The organism is Caballeronia catudaia (assembly GCF_001544755.2).
GTDB classification, from domain to species: Bacteria; Pseudomonadota; Gammaproteobacteria; order Burkholderiales; family Burkholderiaceae; genus Caballeronia; species Caballeronia catudaia.
In genome coordinates, this window is sequence record NZ_FCOF02000011.1 from 43394 (window position 1) to 61985 (window position 18592).

Sequence of the window (18592 nt, forward strand, 5' to 3'; positions counted from 1 at the left end):
TTGAAGTTCGTTTCTGGCGACGAACAGGTGCTATTGTTTGCCCTGCAAAAGCGGGGCGTTCCGCACCGGAACTGCATTTCACATCACGAAAATTCGCGCGACATGTCGTTGAAAAACGGTCTGAGAATTCTCGATTTCCTCGCGTCGCAAGGCGAAGGCGCCGGCCTCCTGGCCATTGCCGACGCGTTGAACCTGCCGCGCAGCACGTGCCACCGCGTGCTCGCCGAACTCGCCGATAGCGGCTATGTCAGGCAGCTCGTCGATCACAGCCGCTACATCCTGACCATGCGCATGACGTCGAACGGGCTCGAATTCCTGAGTCTGACCGGCATCGCGGATATCGCCCAGCCGATCATCGAACGCGTCGCGGCGCAGACTGGCGAACTGGCGCGCCTTTCCCTGGTCGACGGCGACGCAATCATCTGGGTGGGCAAGGCGGACGGACAGCGCACCGGCTTTCGCTACGATCCCGACATGGGGCACGCAGCACGGCTCTCCTGCACGTCGACGGGACACGCGTGGCTCATGACGATGACCGATGAACAGGCGGCCGCGCTCGTGTTGAAGCAGGGCTTCGGGCAGCCGAACGAGTTCGGACCCAATGCGCCGACGACGCTAAAAGCGCTGCTGGGTTTCCTGCACGCCGCGCGCGTGCGCGGCTACGCGATGATCGACGAGGTGTTCGCCCCACGCATGTCGGCGGTGGCGGCGCCCGTGGTCAGCGGATCGCGCTGCGTCGGCGTCATCAGCCTGGCCGGTCCGCGGGTACGGCTGACGGCCGAGAAGATTCACGCGTACTCTATCTTGCTGCGCGAGGCGGCCGGTGAGCTGGCCCAGTTGAGCAATATGGCCGGATTTCCGAGTCGGCCGCCGCTCGGCAAGGGATGAGCTTTCGAGCGATTTTGCGTCCTGTTTCACGCGCCATCAGTTTTGTTTATCGGCATATCGCGTGAGCCGCTTGCGACGATGACGCGCTCTGCCGCTTCCCATCAGGCTTCGCGCGCATCGAAACCCCATTCAGAAGGCAAAAGCTCTGGTTAACGCGTAGTACCCGCTGTGCGGCGTTGCTCCTACTCTTCGGCATCAGTTTCCCGAGAGCAAGGAGCAGCGCACATGGCACGAATCATCGGAGGCATCGCCGCCTCGCATACGCCGACGATCGGTTTCGCGTTCGACAAGAACAAGCGCGACGATCCCGTCTGGGCGCCGATCTTCGAGAACTTCGCGCCGCTCGCGAACTGGCTCGCGGAGAAGCAGCCCGATGTCGTCGTCACGATCTATAACGACCACGTCACGTCGTTCTTTTTCGACCACTACTCCGCGTTTGCGCTGGGCGTCGGCCCCGAGTGGCGCGTCGCGGACGAAGGCGGCGGCGCGCGCGATCTGCCGCCGGTCAAAGGTCATCCCGCGCTGGCCGCGCACATCGGCACGTCGTTGATGACCGATGAATTCGACATGTCGTTCTTTCAGAATAAGGCGCTGGATCACGGCTGTTTCTCGCCGCTGTCGATGCTGTGTCCGCACAAGCCCGAATGGCCCATCAAGCTCGTGCCCTTGCAAATGGGCGTGCTGCAATTGCCCGTGCCGAGCGCGCGCCGCTTCTTCAAGCTTGGTCAGGCGCTGCGCCGCGCGATAGAAAGCTATCCGGAAGATATCAAGGTCGCGATTCTCGCGACGGGCGGCCTCTCGCATCAGGTCCACGGCGAACGTGCGGGCTTCAACAACACGCAATGGGATGCGCGCTTCCTCGATCTCTTCGAGCGCGATCCCGAGCAGCTTGCCGACATGACCATCGCGGAATACGCGGCGCTCGGCGGCTACGAAGGCGCCGAAGTGATCATGTGGCTCACGATGCGCGGCGCTCTGTCGAGCAATGTCGTGTGCAAGCATCGCAGCTACTACCTGCCGTCGATGGCGGGCATCGCGACCGCGATCTACGAGGGCGAGGACAGCGAGACCAAGCCCGCGATCGCCGAGCGTCATCGCCAGAAGATGGCCGTGCAGCTCACGGATGTCGAGAAGCTCGAAGGCACGTATCCGTTCTCGATCGAGACGGCCGTGCGGGCTTATCGCATCAACGATTATCTGCATCGCATGGTCGAGCCCGCGCATCGCGAGGCATTCAGGGCCGATGAAGAAGCGAGCTACGAAGCCTTCGGCCTGAGCGATGAAGAACGCGATCTCGTTCGCCGACGCGACTGGCGCGGCCTGCTTCGCTACGGCGTGATTTTCTTCATGCTCGAAAAGCTAGGCGCGGTGACGGGCGTATCGAATCTGCATATCTATGCCGCCATGCGCGGCGAAACGCTCGAAGAGTTTCAGAAGACACGTAACGCGCCCGGCGCGCTGTACTCCGTTGCAGGCAAGAGCGGCGGCAAGCTCGAATGGGACAAGGCAGAAGAAGGCAAGAAGTAACACACGACATCAGCTCTGCATGGGACCGGAGTAAGCGCTGAAGCGCTAACTCTGGTCGACACATGGGGACGGGAGACAACACATGAAAAGCGGTAAAAGCATCGACATCAAGGGCTTCATCGACGAGCGGCCCATTTCCGCGTACCAGTGGCTGCTGGTCGCGCTGTGCTTTCTGGTCGTGATGGCCGACGGCATGGACGTCGCGATCATGGGCTTCGTTGCGCCATCGATCATCGCGGACTGGCACATCTCGCGCCCCGCGTTCGGTCTCGTGATGAGCGCGGCGCCGATCGGTCTCGTGATCGGCGCGCTGGCGGCAGGGCCGGCATCGGATCGCATCGGACGCAAGTGGGTGCTGATTGCATCCGTGTTTCTCTTCGGCGTCTTCACCATCGCAACCGCGTTCACGAATTCGCCCGCGAGCATGGCGGCGCTGCGTCTGTTGACTGGCATCGGCCTCGGCGCCGCGATGCCCAACACGACGACGCTGCTCTCCGAATACGCGCCGCAACGCAAGCGCGCGCTGCTCATCACCGTCATGTTCACGGGCTTCAATCTCGGCTCGGCGTTGATCGGCTTCGTCGCGGGCTGGCTGATTCCGGTGCACGGCTGGCGCTCGGTGCTGATCTTCGGCGGCGCATTGCCGCTTGCGCTGATTCCGCTGCAAATCTGGCTGTTGCCCGAATCGGCGCGTCTGCTCGCGGTGCGCGGCGCGACCTCGGCGCGCATCGGCAAGGTGCTGGGCCGCGTGTGCGGCGCGCGCTTCGACGGCACCGAGACGTTCGTCTCGAACGAACCGCCGCTGCCGACGAAGAAGCCCATCGGCGTGTTGTTCTCGCAAGGTTATGGCCTGATGACGGCGGCGCTGTGGGTCACGTATTTCATGGGCCTGCTCGTGATCTATCTGCTGACTGGCTGGCTGCCGACGCTGATGAAGGATGCGGGCCTCACCGTCACCGCGGCGGCGAACATCACGGCGATGTTCCAGATCGGCGGCACCATCGGCGCGATCATCGTCGGCTTCATCATGGACAAGACGCGTCCGGCGCCGGTCATCAGCGCGGCGTATCTCGGCGGCGCGGTGTGCGTGCTCGGGCTCGCGTGGATCGGTGCGTTGTCGTCGTCGCTGGCGGTGCTCGTGTTCGCGGCGGGCTTCTGCATGAGCGGCGCGCAGACGGGCCTCAACGCCTTCGCGCCGGGACGATATCCGACCGTTGCGCGGGCGACCGGTGTGAGTTGGATGCTTGGCATGGGCCGTTTTGGCAGTATTTTCGGTTCGGCGATTGGTGGCGCGTTGCTTGGACTCGGTTGGGAGTTCGGTGCGATTCTTGCGATGCTTGCCGTGCCTGGGACGCTCGCGGCTGTTTCGATTCTTGTCGCGCAGCGCAGGCGCGGGGATGAGGCCCAGGCGCGGGCTCATGTCGCTCATTGAGGTTTTCTTGAGTTGAGTTGGGGAACCTGATTTCGTGTCGGTTTATTGGCAGAGCCAATAGACCACCAAGAAACCAAGTTTCCCCATAGAGAAGAGAAAGAAAAGAGAAAGGCACGAGCTTGAAAAGTGCGCGAAGCAAATCAGGAGTAAGCAAAATGATCATCGACATTCACGGCCACTACACGACTGCGCCGAAGGCGCTCGAATCGTGGCGTAACCGGCAGATCGCTGGCATCAAGAATCCTTCCGAGATGCCGACCGTATCGGAACTGAAAATCACCGACGAAGAACTACGCGAATCGATCGAAACGAATCAGCTTCGCCTGATGCACGACCGCGGTCTCGATCTCACGATCTTCAGCCCACGCGCGAGCTTCATGGCGCATCACATCGGCGATTTCGAAGTGTCGAGCACGTGGGCCGCAATCTGCAACGAGCTGTGCTTTCGTGTGAGCGAGCTGTTTCCCGACAGCTTCATCCCGGCGGCGATGTTGCCGCAAAGCCCGGGCGTCGATGTTTCGACGTGCATTCCCGAGCTCGTGAAGTGCGTCGAGCAATACGGCAATGTCGCGATCAACCTGAATCCTGACCCGTCGGGCGGACACTGGACGAGTCCGCCGCTGTCGGACCGCTCGTGGTATCCGGTCTACGAGAAAATGGTCGAGTACGACATTCCGGCGATGATCCACGTGAGCACGAGTTGCAACGCGTGTTTTCATACGACGGGGGCGCACTATCTGAACGCCGACACGACCGCGTTCATGCAGTGCCTCACGTCCGACCTGTTCCGCGATTTCCCGACGCTCAAGTTCGTGATTCCGCACGGCGGCGGCGCGGTGCCATATCACTGGGGACGTTTCCGCGGTCTCGCGCAAGAGCTGAAAAAACCTTTGCTTAAGGATCATTTGCTCAACAATGTGTTCTTCGATACCTGCGTGTATCACCAGCCGGGCATTGATCTGCTAACGCGTGTGATTCCCGTCGATAACATTTTGTTCGCGAGCGAGATGATCGGCGCGGTGCGCGGCATCGATCCTGAAACAGGGCACTATTTCGACGATACGAAGCGCTATGTCGAGGCGGCCAACATCGAGCCCGAAGCGCGCTACAAGATTTACGAAGGCAACGCGCGCCGCGTGTATCCGCGTCTGGATGCGGCGCTCAAAGCGAAGGGACGTTGATATGTACGAACTCGGAGTGGTGTATCGCAACATCGATCGCGCGAACGCCCATGCGGCCGAAAAACTCGGCGCGCTCGGTTCGGCGACCGTGCATGAAGCAATGGGTCGTGTCGGCCTGACGAAGACTTATATGCGGCCCATCTACGCCGGCGCACAGGCGAGCGGCACGGCGGTGACGGTGCTGCTGCAACCGGGCGACAACTGGATGCTGCACGTCGCGGCCGAGCAGATCCGCCCTGGCGATATCGTCGTGGCCGCATGCACGACCGATAACACCGATGGCTTCTTCGGCGATCTGCTCGCGACGAGCTTCAAGGCGCGCGGCGCGCGGGGGCTCGTCATCGACGGCGGCGTGCGCGACGTGCGCGTGCTCACGGGGATGAACTTCCCGGTCTGGAGCCGTGCGATCTCCGCGAAAGGCACGGTGAAGGCGACGCTCGGCTCGGTGAACATCCCCGTGGTGTGCGCGGGCGCGATGGTCACGCCGGGCGATGTGATCGTCGCGGATGACGATGGCGTCGTCGTCGTGCCGTCCGCATCGGCGCAGCGTGTGCTCGACAAGGCTGTCGCGCGCGAGGCGTTCGAAGAAGAGAAGCGCGCGAAGCTGGCGAGCGGCGTGCTCGGCCTCGACATGTACAAGATGCGCGAGCCGCTCGAAAAGGCCGGCCTGCGTTATATCGACTGATGCCGGAAAAGATGAGCATGACCGGCATTTCATCGATGGCCACGCGCAGCGTGCTCAACGAACTCGCTTCCGCATTCGAAGCGCGATCGGGCAAGCGGGTTGCGATCGAATCGACGGGCGGCGTCGCGGCGTTCAAGCGTATCGACGAAGGCGAGGCGTTCGATATCGTCGTGCTGGCCTCGGATGTCATCGAGCGGCTCGCGGCAGCGGGGCGCGTCGATGCGAATAGCCGCGTGCACATCGCGCGCTCGGGCATTGCGATTGCCGTTGCGTCCGGTGCGCCGCACCCTTCCATCGACGATGAAGCCGCCGTGCGTGAAGCCGTGCTCGCGGCGCGCAGTATCGGTTATTCGACGGGACCGAGCGGCGTGTATCTGACGCGCTTGTTCGAGCGTTGGGGTATTGCGGAGCGCATCGCATCGCGCATCGTGCAGGCGCCGCCGGGCGTCGCGGTGGGCACGCTCATCGCGCAAGGCGAAGTCGAACTGGGCTTTCAGCAGATGAGCGAGATGATCGGCGTGGCGGGCATCGACGTGCTCGGCATGTTGCCGTCCGCGATTCAAACGCTGACGGTCTTCGAAGGCGCGGTATGCGCGAATGCAAACGCTTCGGCGCTTGCACGCGAGTTTCTCGAGTTTGCAGTTTCACCCGATGCCGATGCAATGAAAGTGCGGTACGGGATGGAGCCTGTTCGATAAGAAAGCGCTCAGCGAGCGCTTTCTTGCGTCACGACATCATTCCGCCACGGCGTAGCGTTCGAGCCAATGCGCGTACGGCGCAGGCAAGGCCCACGACGGGCGCTCGACATTTAACTGCTTCGCCGCCTGATACGGCCAGTGCGGATTCGACAGATGCGCGCGTCCGATCATCACGAGATCAAGTTGTCCCGACGCGACCGCATGCTCCGCGTTGGGCGGCGAATCGAATCCCCACGCCGACGCAACGGGAATCTCCGCTTCACGACGCACGCGTTCCGCGATCGGACCGAGGAAGGCCGGTCCCCAGGGGATGCGCGCATCGGGCGTGGAAAAGCCGACGCTCACGCTCATCAGATCGAGGCCCTTGCGACGCAGCGTCTTTGTCAGTTCGATCGATTCCTTCAGCGTGGTTTCATCACGGCCATCGTATTCGATGACCCCGAAGCGTGCCGTCAACGGCAGGTTCTGCGGCCACACTTCGCGCACTGCGTCGAAGGTCTCGACGAGGAAGCGGCTGCGTCCCGCGAGATCGCCGCCGTATTGATCGTCGCGATGGTTCGCATCGACGGAGAAGAAGCTTTGCGCGAGATAGCCGTGCGCGAAGTGCAACTCCAGCCATTCGAAGCCCGCTTCGCGCGCACGACGCGCGGCAGCGGCGAAGTCTGCCTTCACGCGTTCGATTTCTTCGAGCGTCATTGCCTTCGGCACCTTCGGCAAGCCACCGCCGAACGCGACGGCGGAAGGCGCGAGTGTGTCCCAGCCGCGATCGTCGTTTCCGGCGATGTGATCGTCGCCTTCCCACGGACGGTTCGCGCTCGCCTTGCGGCCCGCATGCGCAATCTGGATGCCGGGCACCGCGCCCGCCGCCTTGATCGCCGCCGCGATGTTCTTCATGCCTTCGATATGCGCGTCGTCCCAAAGGCCGGTGCAGCCCGGCGTGATGCGGCCCTCCGGCGATACGCCCGTTGCCTCGACGATCACGAGGCCCGCGCCGCCGCGCGCGAGGCTGGCGTAATGGCTGAGGTGCCAATCGTTGACGAAGCCGTCGATGGCGCTGTACTGGCACATCGGCGGAATGGCGATGCGGTTGCGCAACGTGACGTCTTTCAGTTTGAACGGAGTGAAGAGTGCTGACATCTGTGGTTCTCTGTTTGACTTGAGGGGGATGAGATTAACCGTTCAGTGTCATAATGAAAACTATCTACGAGTTATCAATTCAATAAAATTTTGTGATGCTCAATCCGCAATGGCTGCGCACCTTTCTCGCGCTCGTCGATCTCGGCAGCTTCACGCGTGCGGCGGAACGTCTCGATCTGACGCAGGCCGCCGTGAGCCAGCATCTTCGTCATCTCGAAGATCAGCTAGGCCTGCTCGTGGTTCGCCGCACGCGTGGCATCGAACTGACGCCTGCGGGCCGTGCGCTGCTCGACTATTGCAGCGAGATGGAGCTTGCCGGCAAACGTCTCGCTTCGCGTTTGTCCGACAGCGAGGACGAAGCCGGCGAGATCGGATGGATCACGCCGGGCAGCATCGGGCTCGTGCTTTTTCCGCTGTTGCTGGATCTGCAGCAGCAGCGTCCGGAATGGAAGATGCGTCATCGCTTCGCACCGGATTCGGAAGTGCTCGAAGCCGTGCTGGAGAGCCGCTACGATCTCGGCATCGTTGCGTTGAAGCCGGACGATCCGCGTCTTGCCGCGAGCAAGTTCATCGAGGAGCCGCTCGAGCTCGTCGTGCCCGCGAACGCGGACGTGCATGAGTGGAGCGATCTGGAACGGCTCGGCTTCATCGACTATCCGGAAGCGCATATGACCGCGAGCCGTTTGCTGAGCCGGCGCTTTCCGGGGAATCCAGGCGTCGGCAGCTTGCGGCGGCAAGGGTTCAGCAACCAGATCAGCCTAATTCTGGAATTTGTCGCGCGTGGGCTTGGCTTTACGGTGATACCGCGTTATGCGCGGATTGCGTTCGGTAAGCCGGAGGCGATCGGTGTCATTGAATGTGGTGCGCCTGTGGTCGATACGCTTTGGCTCATTCGGCGCGCGGAGTGGCCACTGCCGGTGCGGTGTGTGCGGACTGTGGAGTATCTGAGGGAACGGGTCAGGACGAAAGGGTAGTCTTGCGCTGGGTCACGTGTTCGTGTCGGTTGATTGGCATTGCTGTGCGGGGCGGCAGTCACTTTCTTTGCTGCTGCAAGCAAGCAATCAGTCGCAAAGCCCTATGGGGCAGTAATCTCAGCAAAAACGCCGACGCTCAACCCCCTCGTTACCCCCTTTATGTGCACGATGACTTTTAGAAAAATCTCACGCGCGCGAGCCGTTTTTGTACGCTTCGCCGGATGACCGTGTTGCCTTGATAGGCCTCTCATGCCGGGATTGTTTCGATGCAAAAGTGCCCTGTCCAGCCATCAGATAAACAGCCAGAAGCCGCTCGCGCGGGGACGGTGGTATCGGAGCTCATTGTGCACGCCAGTCGCCGCCGAACACTAAGACGCAAAAAAGCGGCCTGCGTTGAGCTGGCCGCTTGAAACAACAGGCGCCTAACTTATTTTTCGCAGCAGTCGTTGGGGCATCCGCTGCTTAGCTGAATAAAAGCCGATCTACCTTCCGATCCGTAGCTGTTTGGATTGCCTACAGAGCCGACTTCAATCTTGATCTCGATCGGTGCAATCGACAAGCCTCTATCTAAGGCGAGCTTTGCCACCTCAACGGCGCGACGGCGAGCAAGCGCATTAGGTTCGACTTCATTCGGCATAGCGTCTCCTGAAATCGAAAGCCACTGTTGAAGAGGAAATCTTGCGAGCATCTCCGAAGCCCAAGTGCCGAAACGTTGTGCCTGCTCCGGGGAGATATCCGAATGCTCCTTCTCGAAAACGATCGAAAAATATTGCGCAGGTCGATTGCTTGAACCGGTGCATGCTGCATGACACTCCGCGCAAAACATCACTAGGCTGATTAAAACGGATTTAAGGCTGCTTTTCATCATAAATTACGAACGCTGCGAGCGAGTCGGCATTTTTAAGAGCAAGGTCTTGATTACTCTGCCCCCAAAGTGCTAGCGGGGTGGAGATGACGTAACGAGGGTCGCCGCTGGCGAACGTATCACCGAAGTGGGTCACCTCATGAATAAGTGTCGAGACTCGTGAATCTTGAAATTCCCGGTAGTCCGTGAGCACATTGCAAAATTGAAGGCCGATCGCAATGCGCCGATTTTGAATGTTAGGGCTGCAAACGTGCGCGGCTTCCCCGTCTAGGTTGTTCACATTAGGAGCGCAACCGAGCGCGCGGTCTTCATCCGAACCCACCCGAATTAAATGGGTGGGCTTCAAGTCAGACATTACGGCACTCACCTTCGTAAACCCATCCAGTAGATAGGCTCGAGTGGTCGCGTCATCTCTTCCGAACCACTTTCGCATTCGCTCTTTTGTTTTCGCATCGTTGCGACGAAGATCATCGAGACGCCTTCTTAGCAACACATTCGCCCACCCGATCAAGCGTTCCGCCATTTCGCGGAATTCCTTGTTTGTCATATTCGGGCATATGCGTTCGGTATTCACATCGATGATTACCGACGAGCCTTCAATCGTGTTTGTCATCGACGAATGAACTTCAAAGAGTTCTCTTTCCATTACACTGCTTCCCCTACCTTCACGGCGATCCTTTCGGCTGCGCCGGTCTTGATGCGTTGTGTTTTTCCGGATCGGTCGGTCATACCTTCCACAACGACCCCGCTGGTGCTGGTCAAGCGATAGAAAACGTTCACGAGTGGCCTACCGGTGGTGTCGTCGCGAAGCACGTACGCTTCATCGAAGACCGAAGCGGGAGACGGAGAACCAGCAAAAGATGCCGAGCCCGCGCTTTGCGCGCTGTTAGTGCCGCTGTCGACTTCCAGAAAGATGCCCGGATTGCTTCCGACGATGACCCGGTTTTTGCCGCATGGACAAAGCACTCTGTCGCCTTCAACGACAACGCTGCGCGTCTTCTCGGTCATACCGTCGCCGGTGCCGAATATCTTGTAGGCTCCCTTGCAGTTTCCGCATGTGGCTTCGTCGCCGCTGAGGGCGACTTGTCGTCCGTCATCGAAGATGGTCGATGAATACGCGATCACGAAACCGCGCGTAGTGGTCGGATCGCCGTGGCGTACAGCGGCTTTACGCATGCTTCACCCCGGACTCTGACGCATAAGGCGGCACATATCCCGGTTCGAACAATCCCGGAATCGTCTCGCCTTCTTTCACGGAGATGCTGAACGCTGATTGCGGTGTCGTTGCGATTCGATCGCCGTTGCTCAGACGCGAACCAACCAATGCGAACGGCTTGTTAGCCCATGTCGCACCGAAGCCCGAACCGTCGAGAATGATGGCTTCGGTTCCATCGTCGTACATGACGGTATCGCCGACGAGCGCGGCTTTGAAGCCGTCGAATTCCGCGCCGCTCGATACCTTCGAAGTTCGCCCGCCGCGTTCGGTTGTCGAACCGATGGTGGCTATCCAATGAATGATTTCTGACTTGTCCATGTCGTTATCCCGACTGTTGTTAGGGATGACGAACTTATCGGATCAGAAAGTCGATTGGAATCAAGTCTGGTAATTTTGTGTCGATGAGATTGGACAGCTTGATGCTTGACCACTCGAACGGGTGCGCGATGAAAAATCGGGACTTGAAAAAGAGGCGAATATCGGATTTATTTGCTTTGATGGCAGCAACACTTTCGCCGTGATTCCGATGCCCCGACTGTTGTCTTGTCTCCACGCAACACGGTCGCTCGATGAACGACCCAACCCCCTCAACCCCCCGCCCGCATCCCCTAATCCTGAAGCCGGAACGTCTCCACCGCCGTGCGCAGCGCGCCTGCCTGATCTTCCAGCGATTGCGCCGCAGCGGCCGCTTCCTCGACCAGCGCCGCGTTCTGTTGCGTCACTTCGTCCATCTGCGTGACGGCGCGCGCCACCTGATCGATGCCGCTCGACTGTTCCTCGGATGCCGCCGCGATCTCCCCCATGATGTCGGTCACGCGCTGCACCGCCGTGCTGATCTCCGTCATTGTGCGGCCCGCTTCGTCGACGAGCGCAGTGCCCGATTGCACGCGGTCCACCGAGTTGTCGATCAGCTCCTTGATCTCCTTCGCCGCCGCCGACGAGCGTTGCGCGAGGCTACGCACTTCGCCCGCCACGACCGCGAAGCCGCGTCCTTCCTCGCCCGCACGCGCCGCTTCCACCGCCGCGTTCAACGCGAGAATGTTCGTCTGGAACGCAATGCCCTCGATGATCGTGATGATGTCCGCGATCTTCGAAGAGCTTTGATTGATCTCGCCCATCGTCGTCACGACCTGCGAAACGACATGACTGCCCTTGCCCGCGATCTCCGACGCATTCGCGGCAAGCACGCTCGCCTGACGCGCGTTGTCGGCGTTCTGTTTGACGGTGCCCGTCAGTTCGTCCATGCTCGACGCGGTTTGCTGCAAGGCAGACGCCTGCTCTTCGGTGCGCGACGAAAGATCCACGTTGCCCGCGGCGATCTGCTTGGTTGCGGAAGCGATCGATTCGCTGCCGCTGCGAACCGTGCGCACCGTATCGATGAGGCTCGCCTGCATCGTCGAAAGGCCGCGCAGCAACTGGCCCATTTCGTCGTTCGACGTCACCTTCACGTTGCTGCGCAGATCGCCGGCGGCGATGGCGTCGAACTGGGCGAGGGCTGCATCGAGCGGACGCGCGATACGGCCGCGCAGCGATATCCACGTGTAAAACGCCGCGGCCACGCCCACCAGAATCGCGACGATGCTGCCGGTCCGGAACATGCCGAACGTCGCCTGTCCATCGTCATAAGCAGTCTGCGCCGATTCGAACTGGAGCTTGCGCACCGCGGCCCCGGACTTTGCGAACTCGTTGAATGCCGCCTGCATCGCGCTCGCGTCGGCGATGATCTTCTCGTGATCCTGCGCGCGCACATCGGCATAGCCTTGATCGATCAGCTTTTGCACTGCGAGACGCTGCGCGTTGAACTTGTCCGCGAGTTCCTTTTCGCCGGCGCCTTGCGGCAGGCTGGCGTATTTCGTCCAGGCGTCGTCGGAGGTTTTGCGCATCAGCGCGCCGCGGCCGATCGCATCTTCCGCGGCGGGCGTGCCCACGTTGAGCGCCGCGCGGTCGAAGCTCAGACGCTCGCGCGCCGTGAACATCTCCGCGTTGCCGATCGACACTGCGCTCGGCATTTCATTCGTGAACAGGTCATAGGTGACCGAGTTGGACCGGCTCATGCCGATCAGTCCGACGAGGCCGATTGCGATCAGAAGCGCGCTCAGCAGCGTCATGGCCAAGGCCAGCCGGCCTTTGATTGTCGAAAACATAGCTCTCTCAAGTGGCTGCATCGCAGGTGCGCGTGCGCGAGGGCGACGATGCGACGCCAGCTTGCGCGCCCGATGAAAACCATCGGACAGCCTGTATAACGACAGCACGGCGATCCCCTTTAGGGGCCGCTTGAAATGCTACCAAAGGCTTACGCCGCGGACTTGCCCTGATTCAAGGGCTTAGCGCCTCGAAAACCGTTCTACACTTCTTCCGTCTCAGGAAGGAGGGATTTCCGCGCATGCCTGCCGACGCGCCGCAGCAATTTCGTCTCGCCAGCGAGATCACGGTCTGGCCGCTCTTGCGCGCGGTTGCCGCGCTGCTGCCGTTCGTCGTGCTTGCGCTCGTGACTTGCAATACGTTGTGGATGAAGGCGTCGCTGCTCGCGATCTCTGCCGTCATCGCGGAAGACCGGCTCGCGCTCAGGCCGGTGGCCGTCGTGGCGCACGGGCTCGCGATCATCGCGGGAACGTATCTGCTGCTGCTTGCCGAGCTGGTGCCGGCGTTCTTCATTATTGCGTGCATGCTGCTCGCGGCGGGCGTGATATTGCTTGCGTCGCGCGGCGAGAGATTGCGCACGCTGGGCAACTGGACCTTCGTCCCGGTCCTCATATTGGCGAACGAACTGCATGGCGGGCGCACCGTCGATGCATTGATGCGCGCGGCGCCTGCTTACCTGCCTTATCTGCTCGTGGCGCTCATGCCAGCGGTGACATTGGCTTATATACGCTCGCGCGGCAGGCCTGTGGCGCGCTGGTCCAATCTCGACGATTTCGGCGCGCGCGCGCCTTTGGGCGAAGATCTGGCCGCGATGCTCGCGAGCGTCGGCATTGCGGCGGTGATGGTCGTTTATTGGCGGATGGAGCATGCGCAATGGGTGATCTGGGGCGCGGCCAGCATCGTGACTGGCGCGGTGGATACGGCGCGAGCGAAGTTGCGGAACCGCGCGATCGGCGTGATTGCGGGCGTGCCGATCGGCATCGTGCTCGGGCGTTATATCGTGCCGCATTCGGGCATGGCCGTCACGCTCGCGACGCTCGCGGGTTTTCTCACGCTAGTCGCGTTCCAGCGCTACATCGTGGGATATTTTTTCCGTTGTCTGTTCGTGGCTTTGGCGATCATGCTGGCGAACCAGTCTGCGGCCGAAGCGTTCGAGCGGCTTACGCATGTGCTTGCGGGCGGCGTGATCGGCATTGTGTGCGTGTTCGGCATGCATGCGGCAGCGAGCCGTCTGTCGCGATAAAGGCGGGGAAAAACCCGCTCGACCGGTCGGCCGCGAAGCGGGCCGGAGCGCGCAAGGGCTGCGCCAATTCGCTGAACGGCGCGTTGTGACAGACCGTGCGCGATCCAAGCCCGGTGAGCCTTGTGAGGGCACTCGCTACTGCCGGACCACGAGAGTAGTTCTGTGCCGCGGCCGGCGTGAAGCGCTTACTCTGGTCCCGAACAAAGAAAGTGACTGCTGCCCCGCATAGGGGCAACGCCAATAAACCGCCACGAAAACAGGCTTCCATGAAAGCGCAAGCAATCGACGAGCAAAGAAATGTGTCGAAATCCGCATGGATTCGCTGATCACAGCGGCGGCCCGCGCGCTCGCCGCGGGTGACCCTCTCGGCGCACTGAACCGCATCGCCCTGCGCGAGGACGCGAGCGCGCTCGCCTTGCGCGGCATCGCGATGGCGCAACTCGGCGATTTCACCCGCGCACGCGCGCTGATAAAAAGCGCCACCCGCGCATTCGGCGCAAAAGAAGCCCTGTCGCGCTCGCGCTGCATCGTCGCGGAGGCGGAGATCGCTTTGGCGTCGCGCGATCTCGCCTGGCCTGCGAAGGCGCTGGATCACGCGCGCGCGATCCTCGAAGCGCATGGCGATCGCATAAACGCCGCGCACGCACGCTATCTCGAAGTGCGCCGCGCTCTTCTCATCGGACGGATCGACGCCGCCGATCGCCTGCTCGCCGACCTCGATCCCGCTGCGCTGCCCGCCGCCTTGCGCGCGGCGCACGAGCTCATGGCCGCGGGCATAGCGATGCGGCGACTCAAGACGAAAGCAGCGCGCGCCGCGCTCGAACGCGCGACGAACGCCGCGCGCGAGGCGCGCATTCCCGCATTGGCCGCCGAAGTGGAGAGCGCGTGGCGCATCCTGCGCGCGCCCGCGGCGCGTGTCGTCGCGAAGGGTTCAGAGCGGCCGCTGCTGCTCGAAGAGGTAGAAGCGCTGCTCGCATCGAAGAACGCATTGATCGTCGACGCATGCCGACTGTGCGTGCGCGAGAACGGCGCGGCGATCCCGCTCGCGACGCGCCCCGTGCTTTTCTCGCTCGCGCGCATGCTCGCGCAGGCATGGCCCGGCGATGTGTCGCGCGACACGCTGATCCTGCGCGCGTTTCGCATCAGGGACGCGGACGAGACGCATCGCGCGCGGCTGCGCGTCGAAATGGGCCGATTGCGGACGATGCTGAGCGCTCGCGCGAGCATCGATGCGACGCCGCGCGGCTTCGCCCTGAAGCCGCATCAGGCGCGCGACGTGGCCGTGCTCGCGCTGCCTGTGGAGGACGAATACGCGCCGCTGCTCGCATGTCTCGCCGATGGCGAATCGTGGTCCAGCTCGGCGCTCGCGATCGCGCTCGGAGCAAGTCAACGCACCGTGCAGCGCTCACTCGATGCACTCGCCGCGAGCGGCAAGGCGCAATCGTTCGGGCGCGGCCGCGCGCGCCGCTGGACCATGCCGCCGATGCCCGGATTCACGACGGCCTTGTTACTCCCCGTCGAGCTCGCGGGCGGCTAGCATGAAGGCACATCAACGAAGGAGGACGGCGACATGAAACGCGCGAAAGCGGAAATCATCCGTGAATACGGGCCTTTTGCGGATATCGAAGGCGTGCACGGCGTCACGTTCGATGGCGAACGCGTGTGGTTCGCCGCCGGCGACACGCTCAATGCGTTCGATCCCGAAAGCGGTGAGAAAGAGCGCTCGCTGAAGGTCGCCGCGCATGCGGGGACGGCCTTCGACGGCGAGCATCTCTACCAGATCGCCGAGGACCGCATCCAGAAAATCGATCCGAAAACGGGCCGCGTGCTGTCCACTATTCCCGCGCCGGGCGGCGGCGCGGATTCGGGCCTCGCGTGGGCCGAGGGCACGCTTTGGGTCGGGCAATACAACGAACGCAAGATTCATCAGATCGATCCGCGCGACGGCGCGATTCTGCGCACCATCGAATCGAATCGCTTCGTCACGGGCGTCACGTGGATCGACGGCGAACTGTGGCACGCCACCTGGGAAGGCGACGAGAGCGAGCTGCGGCACATCGATCCGCAATCGGGCGAAGTCATCGAGCGGCTGGAGATGCCGGAAGGCGTCGGCGTGTCGGGGCTCGAGTCGGACGGGCGTGAGCGGTTCTTCTGCGGCGGCGGGCGCACCGGCAAAGTGCGCGCCGTGCGCAAGCCCAAGCGCGGCTGATCCGGCCTCAAGACTTTCCCGTTTCCGCCGATAAACACGCATTGAACCAATAGCGGAACAGGGCCAAAGCGGTGCAGACGAGAGCGACCGATTTTCTCGGGACCATCGGCGGGAAGGTCGCCGGGAACCTGCCAGCCATCGGACACGCGCGCCGTTTCGATGGGCTTGGCGTGGCGCCGCTCGCCATTCTCTGCGCCGTAGCCGGCACCTTTTTCGCGCCGCTGCCGTGGAACGTGCCGCTCGCCGCGTCGGTCGTCGGCATGACGTTCGCCGTGCATCGCATGCAGGCGGCGAACCGCAAGATCTTTGTCGCGCGTCAGGTCGCGGACGGCCTGCTTGCCATCGCCGAGGATTGCCTCAAGCTGCTTTCGCTCGACGGCCGCGTCATGTGCATTTCGGAAGTCGGCGTGCGCTTGCTGGAAGCGGAAAGCGCGGACGATCTCGTCGGCGTCGACTGGCTCGCGCTCTGGGACGGGCCCGACGCGCGGCAGGCGTTCGAGCGTGCGAAGGCGGGCGAATCGACGTCGTTCTCCGGCACCTGCCGCACGGTGAACGGCAAGCTGAAATCGTGGACGTCCACCTTCGCGCCCGTCTACGGCGAGCCCGGCAAGGTCACGGCGGTGCTGTGCAAGTCGCGCGACATCACGGCGGAAGTGAAACTCATCGACGAACTGCGCGGCAACGCGCGCGTGCAGAAGGACATGGAAGATCATGTCGACGCCGTCTTCTGGACCGCGACGCACGATTTCCGCGAGTTGCTGCATGTGAGCTCGGCTTTCGAACGCATGTGGGAAATGCCGGTGTCCACGCTTCAGGCCGATCAGACCGCGTGGTCGCAGCGCGTGCATCCCGACGATCTGCCCTCCTTGCGCGACGAAATGCGCGCGGCCGTGAACACGGGCGCGGCGAGGCAGAGCTATTTCCGCCTGTGCCTGCCGCATGACCGCACGCGCTGGGTGCGCGCGGACATCTATCCGGTGACCGAGGATGGCGCGGTGTCGCGCGTCGTGAGCGTGTGCGTCGACGCCACCGACGAGCGCCAGCGCCTTCAGGAACTGCATCGGCTCGCGAACACCGACAGCCTCACGGGCCTGTCCAACCGCAACGCGATGATGGACGCGCTCGTGAAGCGCTGCGAATCGGGCGTGCCGTTCGCGTATCTGTTCGTCGATATCGATCGCTTCAAGTCGATCAACGACACGGCCGGCCATATCGCGGGCGATGCCGTGCTGCGCACGATCGCGAGGCGCATTCAGGAGACGCTGCCGGAAGGCGCCGTGGCCGCGCGTCCGGGCGGCGATGAATTCACGGTCATTCTGCCCGGCACCTTCGATCAGGAGAACATCGCGCGCGCGTGCCGCAGGCTTTCGCTCGCGTGCCATCGTCCGATGCAGATCGACTGCAAAAGCCTGACGATGACATGCTCGATCGGCGTCGCGCTCTATCCGGAACACGGGCGCACGCCCGAAGCGCTGTTCATCAGCGCGGACATGGCGATGTACGCCGCGAAACGCGCTGGCCGCAACACGTTCCGCGTGTTCGGCGACCGCGAGAAGGACGATCTCGCACGCGCGCATCTCGAGGCGGAGCTGCATGGCGCGATCCGCGAGAATCAGTTCGTGCTGCACTATCAGCCGCAATATGCGGTCGATTCGGGCGCGCTCGTCGGCGTCGAGGCGTTGCTGCGCTGGGATCATCCGCAACTCGGGCTGCTGGCGCCCGGTGCCTTCGTGCCGGTGCTGGAAGAGAGCGCGCTGATCGTCGAGGCGGGCCATTGGGTGATTCGCGAGGCCGTGCTGGCGGCGTCGCGACTCACGCTCGCGCTGCCCGCGGTGCATTCGGTCGCGGTCAACGTGTCGCCGAAGCAGTTTCGCGATCCGCGTCTCGTGTCCGTGCTCAGGAACGCGATCAGGCGCGGCTGCATCGATTCGCACCGGATCACGCTGGAAATCACGGAGTCGGCGCTCATCGAAAATGTCGACGATGCGCAGGAAGTGCTGTCGAACGTTCGCGCGATGGGCGTGCGCATCGCCATCGACGATTTCGGCACGGGCTATTCGAGTCTCAGTTATCTCGCGCGCTTTCGGCCGGATGTGCTGAAGCTCGACAAATCCTTCGTCGACAACATCGCGACCGATGTGATGGCGCGCACCGTGGTCGAAGGCGTGATCGATCTCGCGCACAAGCTCGGCGTGATGGTGGTCGCGGAAGGCGTCGAGACGCGCGAGCAGCTCGACACGCTGCGCGCGGTGCGTTGCGACAAGGTGCAGGGTTTTTTGCTGAGCCGTCCGGTGCCGCTGGAACGGCTGATGGAGCGGGCGGAGGCGCAGGAGGCCGAGATCGTGCGCTGAGGCGCGCTTCTCCGCTGCCGCGCCAGTCGGCCGGCGTTATCATC

Annotated in this window: 17 protein-coding genes; 11 read left to right on the forward strand and 6 right to left on the reverse strand. The window is 62.5% G+C overall.

Annotated elements, in window-relative coordinates; genetic code table 11:
- Positions 1-102: 102 nt before the first annotated feature.
- The 6 genes from AWB75_RS14505 to AWB75_RS14530 all read left to right on the forward strand — a co-directional run bounded on the left by AWB75_RS14505 (position 103) and on the right by AWB75_RS14530 (position 6411).
- Positions 103-888, forward strand: a complete 786-nt coding sequence (locus tag AWB75_RS14505; protein ID WP_061124894.1) for an IclR family transcriptional regulator — start codon at positions 103-105, stop codon at positions 886-888.
- A 225-nt stretch (positions 889-1113) separates the two neighbouring features.
- Positions 1114-2415 carry a gallate dioxygenase gene (locus tag AWB75_RS14510; protein ID WP_061124775.1) on the forward strand — a complete coding sequence of 434 codons (1302 nt, stop codon included), beginning with the start codon at positions 1114-1116 and terminating at the stop codon, positions 2413-2415.
- Positions 2416-2497: 82 nt separating this feature from the next.
- A complete protein-coding gene (locus AWB75_RS14515; RefSeq protein ID WP_061124776.1) occupies positions 2498-3847 on the forward strand; it encodes an MFS transporter in 1350 nt (449 codons plus the stop codon).
- A gap of 155 nt (positions 3848-4002) precedes the next feature.
- Positions 4003-5028, forward strand: coding sequence for an amidohydrolase family protein (locus tag AWB75_RS14520; protein WP_061124777.1), 1026 nt, complete (start codon positions 4003-4005; stop codon positions 5026-5028).
- Position 5029: 1 nt separating this feature from the next.
- Complete coding sequence (gene ligK, locus AWB75_RS14525) at positions 5030-5713, forward strand: 4-carboxy-4-hydroxy-2-oxoadipate aldolase/oxaloacetate decarboxylase (RefSeq protein ID WP_061124778.1); 684 nt, start codon at positions 5030-5032, stop codon at positions 5711-5713.
- Positions 5714-5724: 11 nt separating this feature from the next.
- A complete protein-coding gene (locus AWB75_RS14530; RefSeq protein WP_235012101.1) occupies positions 5725-6411 on the forward strand; it encodes a substrate-binding domain-containing protein in 687 nt (228 codons plus the stop codon).
- 36 nt (positions 6412-6447) lie between these two features.
- Here AWB75_RS14530 and AWB75_RS14535 read toward each other — a convergent pair whose 3' ends face one another.
- Entirely contained in the window at positions 6448-7548 is a 1101-nt protein-coding gene (locus tag AWB75_RS14535) for an NADH:flavin oxidoreductase/NADH oxidase (protein WP_061124780.1), read from the reverse strand.
- A 95-nt stretch (positions 7549-7643) separates the two neighbouring features.
- On the opposite strand from AWB75_RS14535, the gene AWB75_RS14540 reads away from it, so the two are divergent.
- Complete coding sequence (locus AWB75_RS14540; protein WP_061124781.1) at positions 7644-8522, forward strand: LysR family transcriptional regulator; 879 nt, start codon at positions 7644-7646, stop codon at positions 8520-8522.
- Between the two features lie 427 nt (positions 8523-8949).
- Here AWB75_RS14540 and AWB75_RS37030 read toward each other — a convergent pair whose 3' ends face one another.
- The 5 genes from AWB75_RS37030 to AWB75_RS14565 form a co-directional block, all read right to left on the reverse strand.
- Positions 8950-9390: a hypothetical protein gene (locus AWB75_RS37030; protein WP_143746436.1), complete on the reverse strand. Its 441-nt coding sequence runs from the start codon at positions 9388-9390 to the stop codon at positions 8950-8952.
- Complete coding sequence (locus tag AWB75_RS14545) at positions 9371-10033, reverse strand: M35 family metallo-endopeptidase (protein ID WP_061124782.1); 663 nt, start codon at positions 10031-10033, stop codon at positions 9371-9373. Before AWB75_RS14545 ends, AWB75_RS37030 begins: the two co-directional genes overlap by 20 nt.
- The gene (locus AWB75_RS14550; protein WP_061124783.1) at positions 10033-10563 is read right to left on the reverse strand and encodes a PAAR domain-containing protein; all 531 of its coding nucleotides are present in this window, start codon (positions 10561-10563) and stop codon (positions 10033-10035) included. The genes AWB75_RS14545 and AWB75_RS14550 overlap by 1 nt, the downstream gene beginning before the upstream one ends.
- Positions 10556-10921 (reverse strand): PAAR domain-containing protein, encoded by a 366-nt coding sequence (locus AWB75_RS14555; protein ID WP_061124784.1) that lies wholly within the window; start codon positions 10919-10921, stop codon positions 10556-10558. The genes AWB75_RS14550 and AWB75_RS14555 overlap by 8 nt, the downstream gene beginning before the upstream one ends.
- Positions 10922-11211: 290 nt before the next feature.
- Positions 11212-12747 (reverse strand): methyl-accepting chemotaxis protein, encoded by a 1536-nt coding sequence (locus tag AWB75_RS14565; RefSeq protein WP_061124786.1) that lies wholly within the window; start codon positions 12745-12747, stop codon positions 11212-11214.
- A 239-nt stretch (positions 12748-12986) separates the two neighbouring features.
- Here AWB75_RS14565 and AWB75_RS14570 point away from each other — a divergent pair, with 239 nt between their 5' ends.
- The 4 genes from AWB75_RS14570 (at position 12987) to AWB75_RS14585 (ending at position 18548) form a co-directional block, all read left to right on the forward strand.
- Complete coding sequence (locus AWB75_RS14570; RefSeq protein WP_061124787.1) at positions 12987-13988, forward strand: FUSC family protein; 1002 nt, start codon at positions 12987-12989, stop codon at positions 13986-13988.
- A 313-nt stretch (positions 13989-14301) separates the two neighbouring features.
- Positions 14302-15525: a hypothetical protein gene (locus tag AWB75_RS14575; RefSeq protein WP_061124788.1), complete on the forward strand. Its 1224-nt coding sequence runs from the start codon at positions 14302-14304 to the stop codon at positions 15523-15525.
- A gap of 33 nt (positions 15526-15558) precedes the next feature.
- Positions 15559-16197, forward strand: coding sequence for a Vgb family protein (locus tag AWB75_RS14580; RefSeq protein ID WP_061124789.1), 639 nt, complete (start codon positions 15559-15561; stop codon positions 16195-16197).
- Positions 16198-16268: 71 nt separating this feature from the next.
- Positions 16269-18548: an EAL domain-containing protein gene (locus tag AWB75_RS14585; protein ID WP_061124790.1), complete on the forward strand. Its 2280-nt coding sequence runs from the start codon at positions 16269-16271 to the stop codon at positions 18546-18548.
- Positions 18549-18592: the final 44 nt, after the last annotated feature.

Coding starts and splice junctions, on each gene's coding strand:
- AWB75_RS14505 (WP_061124894.1), top strand. CDS start 103: ATGTCGTTGAAAAACGGTCTGAGAATTCTCGATTTCCTCGCGTCGCAA.
- AWB75_RS14510 (WP_061124775.1), top strand. CDS start 1,114: ATGGCACGAATCATCGGAGGCATCGCCGCCTCGCATACGCCGACGATC.
- AWB75_RS14515 (WP_061124776.1), top strand. CDS start 2,498: ATGAAAAGCGGTAAAAGCATCGACATCAAGGGCTTCATCGACGAGCGG.
- AWB75_RS14520 (WP_061124777.1), top strand. CDS start 4,003: ATGATCATCGACATTCACGGCCACTACACGACTGCGCCGAAGGCGCTC.
- ligK (WP_061124778.1), top strand. CDS start 5,030: ATGTACGAACTCGGAGTGGTGTATCGCAACATCGATCGCGCGAACGCC.
- AWB75_RS14530 (WP_235012101.1), top strand. CDS start 5,725: ATGAGCATGACCGGCATTTCATCGATGGCCACGCGCAGCGTGCTCAAC.
- AWB75_RS14535 (WP_061124780.1), bottom strand. CDS start 7,548: ATGTCAGCACTCTTCACTCCGTTCAAACTGAAAGACGTCACGTTGCGC.
- AWB75_RS14540 (WP_061124781.1), top strand. CDS start 7,644: ATGCTCAATCCGCAATGGCTGCGCACCTTTCTCGCGCTCGTCGATCTC.
- AWB75_RS37030 (WP_143746436.1), bottom strand. CDS start 9,390: ATGATGAAAAGCAGCCTTAAATCCGTTTTAATCAGCCTAGTGATGTTT.
- AWB75_RS14545 (WP_061124782.1), bottom strand. CDS start 10,033: ATGGAAAGAGAACTCTTTGAAGTTCATTCGTCGATGACAAACACGATT.
- AWB75_RS14550 (WP_061124783.1), bottom strand. CDS start 10,563: ATGCGTAAAGCCGCTGTACGCCACGGCGATCCGACCACTACGCGCGGT.
- AWB75_RS14555 (WP_061124784.1), bottom strand. CDS start 10,921: ATGGACAAGTCAGAAATCATTCATTGGATAGCCACCATCGGTTCGACA.
- AWB75_RS14565 (WP_061124786.1), bottom strand. CDS start 12,747: ATGTTTTCGACAATCAAAGGCCGGCTGGCCTTGGCCATGACGCTGCTG.
- AWB75_RS14570 (WP_061124787.1), top strand. CDS start 12,987: ATGCCTGCCGACGCGCCGCAGCAATTTCGTCTCGCCAGCGAGATCACG.
- AWB75_RS14575 (WP_061124788.1), top strand. CDS start 14,302: ATGGATTCGCTGATCACAGCGGCGGCCCGCGCGCTCGCCGCGGGTGAC.
- AWB75_RS14580 (WP_061124789.1), top strand. CDS start 15,559: ATGAAACGCGCGAAAGCGGAAATCATCCGTGAATACGGGCCTTTTGCG.